The sequence below is a fragment of the Salinivibrio sp. MA427 genome, assembly GCF_001996115.1.
GTDB lineage: Bacteria > Pseudomonadota > Gammaproteobacteria > Enterobacterales > Vibrionaceae > Salinivibrio > Salinivibrio costicola.
The window spans coordinates 1-12367 of sequence record NZ_MUFH01000050.1 but is presented as its reverse complement, the minus strand read 5'-3'; the positions used below and the strand labels follow the sequence as shown (position 1 = coordinate 12367).

Here is a 12367-nt window from a genome sequence, read left to right as displayed (position 1 = left end):
GTTAAACTGTGATCCTTGTTCATTTTTGTTTATTAACTTACTGTTTTATAAAGGATTTGTTCTAAAATGTAATGCGCTTCCAGCCAGTTGACAGAACCACAAATGTTCTGCACGATTAGCCACGAAGTTTCAGTGAACTGGCATTTTGTGCTTTGCAGCGCTTGTTGCACGTAACAGAGTGACAGTCACCATAAAACAGAGTTCCATGAAGGAACTCATAATGACTAAATAGAAAAGGCAGTGGATTAACCATGAAAAAGACTATTCTAGCAATGGCAGTACCAGCTCTGCTGGCTGCTGGCTCAGCATCAGCAAGCATCAACCTATATGACGCAGAAGGCGTTAAAGTCGACGCATCGGGTGCCGCTGAAGTTCAGTACATTCAAGAAATCGGTAACAACCGTGACGGTGCATGGAAGTTGGACGACGGTGACTTTGCAATTAATACTGAAGTTGCAGTATCAGATAAGCTTTCTGTTATCGGTGCAATGGCATTTGAATTTGAAATGAACGATGCCAACAGTAACTATGACAAAAAAGGTATTCCTACAGGAGAAAGTCGCTCGAACGTCGAAAATGACGAGCTTTACGTAGGTTTTAAAGGTGACTGGGGTCAGTTTACTGCCGGTCGTCAATATTTGCTGATGGATGATTCTGGCATCACTAAAGATTACGAGCTATCAGCAAACAGCTTTGGTGCAGACTATGAGCAAGCTGCTCAAGTCGGTAAATACGTGTATGACAACGGTACTTTCTACGGTGCTGCAACCTACACTGATAAGAGCGATGGCATTGACGATGGCAGCCCAGAAGCGATCAACGCTGGTAATTTAGGTGACGACGTACGTGTTTATGAAGCTCGCTTAGGCTATCGTTTCGCAGACGTTGATGCACGTGTTTACTATCAAAAAGCGGATAATGTTAACCGTAATAGCGATGACGACAAAGATGCATACAACTTTGAAATCGAATACGCAGGTATCGAAAACGTTGGTCTAGCAGCATCGATTGGTCGTACCTCTTCAGATATTGGCGGTAGCGATACCGACACAGACTACACCTCAATCGCAGCTGACTACACCATGGGTAAAACTACCTTTGCGGTTGGTTACGATAACAAAGACCAAGAAGGTAACACTTCAGACGTTAACGGTTACTATGCAAACGTGACTTATGCACTGCACAGCAATGCGCATGTATACGCAGAAGTTGGCGACAGCGACGGTGAAAACGAAGACTTCGGCTACGTAGCAGGTATGGAAGTTAAGTTCTAATTGAGCTTAATCCCTATTGCTAAGTTGTAGCATTGATTACAAAAGCCGCCTTAGGGCGGCTTTTTTCGTCGTATCGTTTGGAGTGACAATGAAAAAGTTAACAAAAGCCGCATTGGTACTGGGTGCACTGATGGCATCGAGCGCCATCCATGCGGCGGAAATTACCTCCGCACGTCATATTGAATTTGTGGTGGTTGATGGCAAAGAGATCAGTTTTGACAACTGGGCGCCGCAGCAGACCATTGAACTTGCTAATGGCACCCACCAGTTGGTGATGCGCTTTGATGGCGAAGTAAAGCGAGGAAGTAAAGAGGTGATTTTTACCTCGCGCCCGTATTTGTTTGAGCTAGACGTTGATGGCCGCGATGCCACCATTAACATTGATACTAATCTAAGGGTGAAAACCCAGGCGACCAGCTATTTTGATGATAACCCACAATGGCAGGCTGAGTTTGATAATGGCGAGGTAATGCCGTTAGAGGCCGTCGAGCTTAAAGGTGATGGATTTGCCGCCTATGCCGATATGGAAGCGCTGGTGGCCGAGTACAACCGCGAGAACGGTATTATTATCGACCAAGGTGAAAGCAAAAACCTTAACGACGTGTTAGTCGAGGTGGACGACCAAGGACAAGCCTCAATAAAAGGCGATGCCTTGTCGCAGCTTAAGCTTTGGTATACAAAAGCCAGCGACCAAGAGCGTAAAACCTTCCGTCGTTGGATCATTGATCAAGATTAAGCGCGTGTTCGAGGGAGGCGTGGTAGTCAGTATCACCCACTTGACAGCTTTACACGGTCAATAAAAAAACGCGCCCAGCTGATGCTGGGCGCGTTCCGTTTAAGCCACGGTGAGACAAGCGAAAGTCGACCTGGGCTCACACCGATTTACGGGGGCCCGTTGTCGCGCGGCGAGTGGCCGGGTCGTGGTGATAATAGTTTGATGCGCGGCACTGCGGACAGCGCTGCTCCGCGGCATCCTTGATTAAATCATCGAGTGGAATGTCACTCTCACAATCGGCACACAATCCGTAAATTTCCAAATCCATGGCACACAAAGCCGCATCGACTTTTTCCAGACGTTCACCGAGGCAACGAATTGCGCCAGGTAGGCCTTGGCTTTCTTTGATCAGCTCTGTGACAGTCAGGGTGTCGCAATGCTTGTCCCAGTCTTCACGCAAACGCGTGGTTAAGGTGGCGATCAGCTCGGCACGCTCACGAGTGAGCTTACGCCGCAGCTGCGCAAGAGTATTTGTATCCATGGTCAGTTCGCTTGATTGGCTAAATGACGTTTATCATGACCCAATGCACCAAGTTGTTACCCTGATGTAAATCAATAATCGGATTAAAACCTTACAAAACGTCCGTTTTTAGCGGGAGCAAGCTAGGCTATAGTAGCTGCTCACTGATGTTATGTTGTTGTGAGTGTTGTAACCTATGAGTCACGAATTTAAAGAACCTTATAACCTAAAGTATTTTATCGGCTTTTTGTTGGTCTTACTGATCCCCACCTTACCCGCAAGCCTCACTTGGCTCGGGATTGTATTTGGCGGTTAATTACCGCCTTATTCAATACTGCCTCATTTTTCCTCAGCTCGTCCTGTACCCATTGCGGCTGGATCACTACACTGGGGTAAGAGGGTCACCCAGGTGACGCGCAGCAATAAGGGCAAGTTGGCTATGCAGTCAAAAGCGGTGCAGTCAAACGCGCCACAGTCAAAAGCGCGACAAACAACACCCGCGCCGCCAGCTCCATCCGTCGCTTGGCGTTGGGCGTGGAACGGTTTGGGTTGGTTTTGGGTCGCACTCGGTGCCGCCGGGGCGTTTTTGCCTGTGTTACCAACAACCCCGTTTTTGTTGCTCGCAAGCGGCTGTTTTATGCGCGGCTCTCCCCGTATCGCCAATTGGCTTCATGCCCATCCAACGTTCGGGCCAATATTGACTGACTGGTATCAACAACGCGCCATCAGCCGGCGGGTCAAAAAGCGGGCAACGGTGATGATCGTGGCCAGTTTCTCATTCTCAATGTACATGGTGCCAGCGCTCTGGTTAAAAGGCATGCTACTACTTTGTCTGATTGTGCTCTTATGCTGGTTTCTCCGCCTGCCTGAGACGGAATCTGTTGCTGGTACGGCCGAAAATTCATAACATGGCGGTTTGCGTTTTTTACCGATGAGAATTGGCCATGAGCAACGACAACTTGGATGTGATTAAACAAAGCATTCAAACCATTCCTGATTACCCTAAGCCCGGCATCTTATTTCGTGACGTCACCAGCTTGATGGAAGACCCGACCGCCTACCAGGCCACCATTGATGCCCTGGTAGCAAAGTATCGGGATCAAGGCTTTACCAAGGTGATTGGCACCGAATCGCGCGGCTTTTTATTTGGCGCGCCCTTGGCCTTAGCGCTAGCATTGCCATTTGTGCCGGTGCGCAAGCCAGGCAAATTGCCACGGGCGGTGATCAGCGAAAATTACCAGCTAGAATACGGTGAAGATACGCTTGAGATTCACAGTGATGCCATTGATGACGGTGATAAAGTGCTGGTGATCGATGACTTGCTCGCCACCGGTGGCACCATTGAAGCCACGGTCAAATTAGTACGTCGGTTGGGCGGCACCGTGGAACACGCCGGTTTTGTCATTAGCCTACCGGATATTGGCGGTGAGGAAAAACTGACGGCGCTTGGCGTTAGTGTGTACAGTTTGTGCGAGTTTGCCGGCCATTAATGGTGAACACGACGCTGGGCCTTGGGTCATTTATCAGCCACTAGGAAGCCAATTGACATGAGTTATCAAGTTCTTGCACGCAAATGGCGCCCCCATAACTTTGACGCGGTGGCGGGGCAGAGCCATGTGCTGACGGCGCTCGCCAATGCGCTCGATCATGACCGCCTGCACCATGCTTACCTGTTCAGTGGAACGCGGGGAGTGGGCAAAACCACCATCGCACGTATTTTTGCCAAAGGATTAAATTGCGAGCAGGGCGTGTCGTCCTCACCGTGTGGCCAATGCGCCACCTGCCGTGAAATTGATGAAGGGCGTTACGTTGATTTGTTGGAAATTGATGCGGCGTCACGCACCAAGGTAGAAGATACGCGCGAGCTGCTTGATAACGTCCAGTATAAACCCGCACGCGGACGGTATAAGGTGTACCTGATTGATGAGGTCCACATGCTGTCGCGGCATAGTTTTAATGCCTTGCTTAAAACGCTGGAAGAGCCACCCGAGTATGTGAAATTTTTGCTGGCGACCACGGATCCGCAAAAATTGCCGGTGACCATTTTGTCGCGCTGCTTGCAGTTTCATTTAAAACATTTTGACGCCAGTCAGATCCAAACCCAGCTCGATTACATTCTTGGCCAAGAGGGCGTCGAAGCTGACGCGCGCGCGCTGATGCTACTGTCACGTGCGGCAGAAGGCAGTATGCGCGATGCGCTGAGCTTAACCGATCAAGCGCTTGCACTCGGTAACGGTCAGATTAGCACCCGCGCAGTAGCAGAAATGCTAGGGACCTTAAGCAGTGACAATGCGTTGTTGTTACTGGAAGCATTAGTAAATCAAGATGCAGTTGAGCTGATGAATGGGCTGGCGCAGATTGCACAAATTGGCGTCGAATGGGATGGGTTGCTTAAAGAGCTTGCAGGCCAGCTTCATCAAATTGCGTTGGCGCAAACACTGCCACAAACCCGCGATGATGCAGAGGGTGATCACGCGCGCATACAGGCTTTGGCGTCGCGCTTAACGCCGCAAGATGTGCAGCTATGTTACCAAATAGCGCTGCAGGGTCGACAAGATTTACCCTATGCCCCCGATGGACGTGCGGGGCTAGAGATGGTATTGCTGCGGATGTTGGCGTTCCAGCCGGTTAAAACGGTGCCTTATGAGCCGGTGACTATTGCCGTGCCCGAACACGCCCCAACGTCGCAGGCGCAGCCAAGCGCCTCAAGTATGGCCTCAGACGCACAGCCCAAAGCGGCGAGCGAAAACCTTGATCCAACTCAAGCAATTAGCGCATTAAAAGCGCAAGTTGCTGCGTCGGATCGCCGTGGGCCTACCTCATCCGAGTCATCTATCTCGGCGACACCCACTGCGCCTGACACCAGGCCGGCCGATCCGATCGCATCTGTGTCTGATCATGCTTCGTCGGCGGCTGATCACGATGACAGCACTCCGATATCGCCTGCATCGGCTCCCGCGACAGATWCGACGCCAACAACGGACGCATCAGACGTGCCAGCCAGTGAGGCACCCGCGTCTGCGGCATCGAGTTTGATTCAAGCCCGCAACCAGCTGCGTAGCAGGATGAAGCGACAAATCAGTCAGGCCGAGTCTGGCGCAAAAAAGGCGAGACAGACACCGGCCAAGAATGATGCATTATCTGTGTTGGATCGCGTTGCGACCGCTGCAGAATCGACATCGCCTGTGTCTGACGCCAACTCAGTCGCGACCTCCACCGCAACGCCATCTGAGCCGGTGCCCGCACGGCAACGCGACACATCATTGGCGGCGACGGAGCCTTATCAATGGCGTCCTTCTCAGCCCCAAGCCAAGGCGCCAGCCACCGTGTCGTCGTTGACGCCAAAGGCGCTCAAACAAGCGCTTGAGCATGAGAAAACGCCAGCAATGCGCGATAAGTTGGTGCAGGAGACCAATCAACAAGATCCTTGGTGTGCGTTGGCCGATAGCCTTGAGGTCGAGCGGTTGGTGAAACAAATGGCGCTCAATGCCGCTATGGTGCGTGAAGGCGACCAGGTTCGGCTGACATTAAGGCCTGATCAATCACATCTGAATACCGAAAAAGCGCAGCAACAATTAACGCAGGCCTTGACGACGGCCTTGGGCGCCCCCATAACCTTGGAGGTACAGCTCGGCACGTCGGGAATCACACCGTTAGAGCGGCGCGAGCAACGCTATCAACAAAAATTAGCGCAGGCGACACACAGCCTGCATAATGATCCGAATGTCACTTTTATGCTTCAACGTTTTGCGGCGGAGTTAGAAGAAGACAGCATTCGACCAATTTAAGACACCTAACCAAGAGAGAGAATTATGTTTGGTAAAGGCGGAATGGGCAACATGATGAAGCAGGCGCAGCAAATGCAAGAGCGCATGCAAAAAGTACAAGAAGAAATTGCCAGCATGGAAGTGACAGGCGAAGCGGGCGCAGGCATGGTGAAAGTGACCATGACAGGCAGCCATAGCATCCGTCGTGTCGACATCGATGATAGCTTGATGGAAGACGATAAAGATATGCTGGAAGACTTGATTGCAGCCGCATTCAACGATGCTGCACGTCGTGTTGAAGAGCAACAGAAAGAAAAAATGGCAGACGTGACAGGCGGTATGCAGTTACCACCGGGCATGAAAATGCCGTTTTAATCTATGCGCACCAGCCAGTTACTTGAACAGCTGATGGACTCGCTGCGTTGTTTACCTGGGGTGGGTCCCAAGTCGGCGCAGCGAATGGCGTATCATCTTTTGCAACGTAATCGCCAAGGGGGGCTTGCCCTGGCGCAGTCACTGAGCACGGCAATGACCGACATTGGCCACTGCAGCCAGTGCCGGACATTTACAGAGCAAGACGTGTGTGCCATTTGTGATAACCCGAAACGACAAGCAACCGGACTGATTTGTGTGGTTGAAAGCCCGGCCGATATTGCCGCCGTTGAAGCGACCGGCCAATATGCCGGGCGCTATTTTGTCTTAATGGGGCACTTGTCGCCATTAGATGGGATTGGGCCGGCAGATATCGGTTTAGACGTTTTGGAAAAGCGCTTGCAAAGTGAACCGATTGAAGAGCTTATTCTGGCGACCAATCCTACGGTAGAAGGGGAAGCCACGGCGCAGTACATCGCCGAGCTTTGCCAAGAACACCAAGTGGGCGCGAGTCGTATCGCCCATGGTGTTCCCATGGGTGGTGAGCTTGAATTGGTGGATGGCACCACGCTGTCGCACTCCATTATTGGTCGTCAACAGCTTAAATATCGCTAACGGCGTCAATATCGCTAACCGCTTATCAAGCCTAACCGCCCGGTTAGGCTTTCTTTTTCTCAACTGATGTTTATTTGACCAGTCACACCTTGAAAGCGACTGATGTGGCCCTTATATCCTGGGGTACTGAATATGAATTCTTCGTGACGTGGGTCGATTACCCACTCAGCCTTTAAACATCATAGTGTTAGGTAGATTGACATGAGCGTGAAAACCCCAGAAAAACACCAGTTTGGTTCAGATACCTCCAAATTGCTGCAGTTGATGATCCATTCTCTCTACTCAAACAAAGAGATCTTTCTTCGAGAGCTGGTCTCAAACGCGTCGGACGCCGCGGATAAGCTGCGCTTTAAAGCGCTATCAGCGCCTGAGCTGTATGAAAACGACGGTGATCTGCGTGTTCGTCTGTCTTTTGATAGCGAAGCCGGCACACTCACCGTGTCTGACAACGGCATCGGCATGAGCCGTGACGATGTTATTGCCAATCTCGGCACCATCGCCAAATCAGGCACCGAAGAGTTTTTAAAACAACTGAACGAAGACCAAAGCAAAGATTCCAACTTGATTGGCCAGTTTGGTGTAGGTTTTTACTCCGCCTTTATTGTCGCAGATAAAGTGACGGTGCGTACCCGTGCTGCAGGGCTTGGGGCTGACGAAGCGGTGCAATGGGAATCGACCGGTGAAGGTGAATATACACTTGAGCCTGTTAGTAAAGTGGAACGTGGCACCGATATTACGCTGTACCTCAAAGACGATGAGAAAGAGTTCCTTAACGACTGGCGCCTGCGTGAAGTGATCGGTAAATATTCGGATCACATCGGTATTCCGGTTGAAATGTGGACACAAGAGAAAGACGAGGAAGGCAACGAGACTGGCGAAGGCAAATGGGAGCAAGTGAACAAAGCGCAAGCGCTATGGACCCGTGCCAAGTCCGATATCTCTGCTGAAGAATATAAAGAATTCTATAAGCATGTTTCGCATGATTTTGCAGAGCCGCTAACCTGGAGCCATAACCGGGTTGAAGGTAAAAATGATTACACCAGTTTGTTGTATATCCCCTCTAAGGCGCCGTGGGATCTTTACAACCGCGAGCACAAACATGGACTGAAACTCTATGTACAGCGCGTGTTCATCATGGATGATGCGTCACAATTTATGCCAAGCTACTTGCGCTTTGTACGTGGTTTGATTGATTCTAACGATTTGCCGCTCAACGTATCGCGCGAGATCTTACAAGATAACAAGATCACCCAATCGCTACGGGGGGCGTGCACCAAGCGTGTTCTGTCGATGCTAGAAAAACTGGCCAAAAATGATGCCGACAAGTATCAAACATTTTGGCGTGAGTTTGGCTTGGTGATGAAAGAAGGCCCAGCGGAAGATTTCAGCAATAAAGAAAAAATTGCTGGCTTGCTGCGTTTTGCTTCAACCCAAGAAGACAGCGCTGAGCAAACCGTGTCGCTAGCCGACTATGTGTCGCGCATGAAAGAAGAGCAAGACAAGATCTACTACATCACGGCAGATAGCTATAACGCCGCGAAACACAGCCCACACTTGGAGCAGTTTAAAGCCAAAGGCATTGAAGTGATCTTGATGTACGATCGCATCGATGAATGGCTGATGAGCTACTTGACCGAGTTCGATGGCAAATCGCTCCAAGCGATCACCAAAGCGGATCTCGACCTCAGCCAATTCGACGATGAAGAGGCAAAAGCAGAGCGCGAAGAAACCGAAAAAGCGTTTGAATCTGTGGTTGAGCGGGTGAAATCTCACCTAGGTGAGCGGGTGAAAGATGTGCGCACCACGTTTAAGCTTTCAGACACCCCAGCTGTGGTTGTGACTGATCAGTTTGAAATGGGCACACAAATGGCTAAGTTGCTAGAAGCCGCTGGCCAGCAAGCGCCTGATGTGAAATACATTTTTGAGCTAAACCCAGAGCATGATCTCATCAAGCGCATGGCGGATGAAAGCGACGAGCAAAAATTTGGTACTTGGGTAGAAATGTTGCTCGGCCAAGCGATGTTGGCAGAGAAGGGCAGCATGGATGATCCGTCAGAGTTCTTGGCGTCGGTCAATCAACTTCTGACCAAGGTATAATCGACACAGGTCGAGTCAATCAACATACTCAGTGACGAACGACAAGCCCGGCCGGATGCCGGGCTTGATAGCGTTTGGCTAAGCGTGTATGTTTCGGGTCTTTGCGGCGATAGACGCAGTTTAACGAAACCTAAATAATCATAAAGGGGATCACTATGCGCATCATTCTTTTGGGTGCACCGGGCGCGGGTAAAGGGACGCAAGCGCAGTTCATCATGGAAAAATACGGGATTCCGCAAATTTCTACCGGTGACATGTTGCGCGCCGCGATTAAAGCGGGCACTGAGCTTGGTTTAAAAGCCAAAGCAGTTATTGATGCGGGCGAATTGGTGTCTGACGACATTATTCTTGGCCTAGTTAAAGAGCGTATCTCGCAAGATGATTGTGCCAACGGCTTCTTGCTAGATGGGTTCCCACGTACGATTCCGCAAGCGGATGGCCTTAAAGAGATCGGTATCGCGATCGATTACGTACTCGAATTCGACGTTCCGGACGACGTTATCGTAGAGCGTATGAGTGGTCGCCGTGCTCATCTGGCCTCTGGTCGCACCTATCACCTGGTTTATAACCCACCGAAAGAGGAAGGGAAAGACGACGTGACGGGCGAGCCGCTGGTGGTGCGTGATGATGATAAAGAAGAGACAGTGCGTGCGCGTCTAAACGTGTATCACAATCAAACGGCACCACTGATTGCGTACTATAAAAAAGAAGCCGATGCCGGCAATACCCAGTTTGTCACTTTTGACGGCACCCAAGCGGTTGAGCAGGTTAGCACCGAGATTCAAAAAGTACTCGGCTAATCAGCGCCACGCCCGATGCGGTGTAACCCTATGACGTCATCGGTATGACGGATAGCAGAAACCGGAGCAGACGATTAGTCGCTCCGGTTTTTTTATGGCAAGCTGCATGTCACTCATTACTATTATTCGCTCTTTGACTGAGCCGATGCCAAGGACAACCATCATGACAGAAAATAAACACCAAGTTGGCGTGCTATTGGTCAACTTGGGGACGCCAGATGAACCGACGCCCGCCGCGGTAAAGTGCTTTCTCTCTGAGTTTTTGCATGATCACCGAGTGGTCGATTTAACCCGCTGGTTATGGTGCCCATTATTACACGGCGTGATTTTGCCGGTACGGTCACCCAAGGTCGCCAAACTGTATCAAAGTGTATGGATGGAAGAAGGCTCACCGTTAATGGTGTATGCCAAACGTCAGCGTGATGCGTTAGCAAAACAAGTAGATATGCCAGTTGCGTTGGGAATGACGTATGGGACACCGTCAATCATCCAGGGCATTGAGACGCTGGAGCAACAAGGCTGTGAAAAGGTTCTAATCGTACCGCTTTACCCACAATACTCGGCCACCACCACGGCGGCGGTCTTTGATAAGGTAGCCAAATCACTCAAAGGGCGACCACGTATTCCCGAATTGCGCTATGTGCATCATTATCACGATCACCCTGCTTATCAATCCGCGTTGGCGGCGTCGGTGAAACGCCACTGGGAGCAGCATGGAAAAGGGGATCGCTTGTTATGTTCGTATCATGGGATCCCGCAGCGTTTTGCCGATAATGGCGACCCGTACCCGCAGCATTGCCAGCAGACCACCGCGTTGCTCCAAGCCGAATTAGGTTTGCCAGATGATGCCATTATGATGAGTTATCAATCACGATTTGGCCGTGAAGAGTGGCTGAAGCCTTACACCGATAAAACCTTGGAAGGGTTGCCAGCCCAGGGGGTCAAAACGTTAGATATCATGACTCCCGCGTTCTCATCTGACTGCTTGGAAACCTTAGAAGAAATCGCCGGGGAGTGTCGTGATATCTTCTTAGAAGCCGGTGGCGAAGCCTTTCGTTTTATTCCATGCTTAAACGATGACAAGGCCCACATTGATTTACTTGCCGCGCTGGTGGCAGACCATACGCAAGGCTGGTAGGCAAGAAAATTCGTAGGCCAGACGCTACGCAGGCGCAAATTCTGTGATAGAATTCGCGCCTTCCTTCCATTAGCCAAGTTACACGAACCATGAAATTTCCAGGACAACGTAAGTCTAAACACTACTTTCCGGTTCATGCCCGGGATCCTTTGCTCAACCCTGCCACGGACCGCGGCTTTAAGCGCCCCCATGTCATCGGCATTGACCAAACTTTGGTCGATATAGAAGCGAAAGTAAGTGATGAGTTTCTGGAACGTTATGGTTTAAGCAAGGGCCACTCATTGGTGATTGATGATGAGCGTGCCGAAGCCTTGTATCAAGAGCTAAAAGATAACAACTTGGTGACGCATGAGTTTGCCGGCGGCACCATTGGCAATACCTTACACAATTATTCCGCATTGGCTGACGATCAGTCGATCTTGCTAGGGGTAATGAGCCAGGATATTCGTATTGGTAGTTATTCTTATCGGTATTTGTGTAACACCTCCAGCCGGATGGATCTGAACTACCTGCAACCGGTTCAAGGCCCGATTGGTCGTTGCTATGCGCTGATTGGCGATTGCGGTGAGCGCACGTTTGCCATCAACGAAGGCTTGATGAACCAACTCCATCCTGATTCGATTCCTGAGCATATCTTTGAAAACGCCTCGGCGTTGGTACTGACTGCGTATTTGGTCCGTTGTAAAGAAGGCGATCCGATGCCAGATGCGACCATGCGTGCGATCAAATATGCCAAAAAGCATAACGTGCCGGTAGTCATGACATTGGGCACCAAATATGTGATTGAACAAAACCCACAGTGGTGGCGCGATTTTCTCGCTGAACACGTCAGTGTGGTTGCCATGAACGAAGATGAAGGCGAGGCGTTGACCGGAGAAAGTGATCCGCTATTGGCGGCTGACGCGACGCTACAATGGGTGGACATGGTGCTTTGCACCGCAGGCCCGATTGGCCTGTATATGGCCGGCTACAGTGAAGACAAAGCTAAACGTGAAACGTCACTACCACTGCTACCTGGTGCGATTCCTGAGTTCAATATGTATGAATTCAGCCGTCCAATGATCAAAGC

12 protein-coding genes are annotated in these 12367 nt (G+C 50.5%); 11 read left to right on the top strand and 1 reads right to left on the bottom strand.

Features of this window, described 5'->3' with window-relative positions:
• Window positions 1-251: 251 nt before the first annotated feature.
• Window positions 252-1274, top strand: a complete 1023-nt coding sequence (locus BZG79_RS05815) for a porin (RefSeq protein WP_077773938.1) — start codon at window positions 252-254, stop codon at window positions 1272-1274.
• 88 nt (window positions 1275-1362) lie between these two features.
• Complete coding sequence (locus BZG79_RS05810; RefSeq protein WP_077773937.1) at window positions 1363-2010, top strand: DUF2057 domain-containing protein; 648 nt, start codon at window positions 1363-1365, stop codon at window positions 2008-2010.
• A 136-nt stretch (window positions 2011-2146) separates the two neighbouring features.
• Here BZG79_RS05810 and BZG79_RS05805 read toward each other — a convergent pair whose 3' ends face one another.
• On the bottom strand, window positions 2147-2530 hold the full coding sequence (locus BZG79_RS05805) for a conjugal transfer protein TraR (RefSeq protein ID WP_021022488.1): 384 nt from the start codon (window positions 2528-2530) through the stop codon (window positions 2147-2149).
• Between the two features lie 418 nt (window positions 2531-2948).
• Here BZG79_RS05805 and BZG79_RS05800 point away from each other — a divergent pair, with 418 nt between their 5' ends.
• The 9 genes from BZG79_RS05800 to BZG79_RS05760 all read left to right on the top strand — a co-directional run.
• The gene (locus BZG79_RS05800; RefSeq protein ID WP_077668856.1) at window positions 2949-3416 is read left to right on the top strand and encodes a YbaN family protein; all 468 of its coding nucleotides are present in this window, start codon (window positions 2949-2951) and stop codon (window positions 3414-3416) included.
• A 37-nt stretch (window positions 3417-3453) separates the two neighbouring features.
• Entirely contained in the window at window positions 3454-3999 is a 546-nt protein-coding gene (apt, locus tag BZG79_RS05795) for an adenine phosphoribosyltransferase (RefSeq protein ID WP_021022485.1), read from the top strand.
• Between the two features lie 57 nt (window positions 4000-4056).
• Window positions 4057-6297, top strand: coding sequence for a DNA polymerase III subunit gamma/tau (dnaX, locus tag BZG79_RS05790; RefSeq protein WP_077773936.1), 2241 nt, complete (start codon window positions 4057-4059; stop codon window positions 6295-6297).
• Between the two features lie 24 nt (window positions 6298-6321).
• On the top strand, window positions 6322-6651 hold the full coding sequence (locus tag BZG79_RS05785) for a YbaB/EbfC family nucleoid-associated protein (RefSeq protein ID WP_021022483.1): 330 nt from the start codon (window positions 6322-6324) through the stop codon (window positions 6649-6651).
• Between the two features lie 3 nt (window positions 6652-6654).
• On the top strand, window positions 6655-7263 hold the full coding sequence (recR, locus tag BZG79_RS05780) for a recombination mediator RecR (protein WP_021022482.1): 609 nt from the start codon (window positions 6655-6657) through the stop codon (window positions 7261-7263).
• A gap of 201 nt (window positions 7264-7464) precedes the next feature.
• Complete coding sequence (gene htpG / locus BZG79_RS05775) at window positions 7465-9360, top strand: molecular chaperone HtpG (RefSeq protein WP_077773935.1); 1896 nt, start codon at window positions 7465-7467, stop codon at window positions 9358-9360.
• Window positions 9361-9515: 155 nt separating this feature from the next.
• Entirely contained in the window at window positions 9516-10160 is a 645-nt protein-coding gene (gene adk, locus BZG79_RS05770) for an adenylate kinase (protein ID WP_021022480.1), read from the top strand.
• A 163-nt stretch (window positions 10161-10323) separates the two neighbouring features.
• Complete coding sequence (hemH, locus tag BZG79_RS05765) at window positions 10324-11298, top strand: ferrochelatase (RefSeq protein WP_077773934.1); 975 nt, start codon at window positions 10324-10326, stop codon at window positions 11296-11298.
• 89 nt (window positions 11299-11387) lie between these two features.
• Window positions 11388-12367, top strand: a 980-nt coding sequence (locus BZG79_RS05760) for an inosine/guanosine kinase (protein ID WP_077773933.1), incomplete at its 3' end; no start/stop codon positions are given.

Bases quoted from the DNA above. Each gene is read 5' to 3' on its own strand.
- BZG79_RS05815 (WP_077773938.1), top strand. From the start codon at position 252: ATGAAAAAGACTATTCTAGCAATGGCAGTACCAGCTCTGCTGGCTGCT.
- BZG79_RS05810 (WP_077773937.1), top strand. From the start codon at position 1,363: ATGAAAAAGTTAACAAAAGCCGCATTGGTACTGGGTGCACTGATGGCA.
- BZG79_RS05805 (WP_021022488.1), bottom strand. From the start codon at position 2,530: ATGGATACAAATACTCTTGCGCAGCTGCGGCGTAAGCTCACTCGTGAG.
- BZG79_RS05800 (WP_077668856.1), top strand. From the start codon at position 2,949: ATGCAGTCAAAAGCGGTGCAGTCAAACGCGCCACAGTCAAAAGCGCGA.
- apt (WP_021022485.1), top strand. From the start codon at position 3,454: ATGAGCAACGACAACTTGGATGTGATTAAACAAAGCATTCAAACCATT.
- BZG79_RS05785 (WP_021022483.1), top strand. From the start codon at position 6,322: ATGTTTGGTAAAGGCGGAATGGGCAACATGATGAAGCAGGCGCAGCAA.
- recR (WP_021022482.1), top strand. From the start codon at position 6,655: ATGCGCACCAGCCAGTTACTTGAACAGCTGATGGACTCGCTGCGTTGT.
- htpG (WP_077773935.1), top strand. From the start codon at position 7,465: ATGAGCGTGAAAACCCCAGAAAAACACCAGTTTGGTTCAGATACCTCC.
- adk (WP_021022480.1), top strand. From the start codon at position 9,516: ATGCGCATCATTCTTTTGGGTGCACCGGGCGCGGGTAAAGGGACGCAA.
- hemH (WP_077773934.1), top strand. From the start codon at position 10,324: ATGACAGAAAATAAACACCAAGTTGGCGTGCTATTGGTCAACTTGGGG.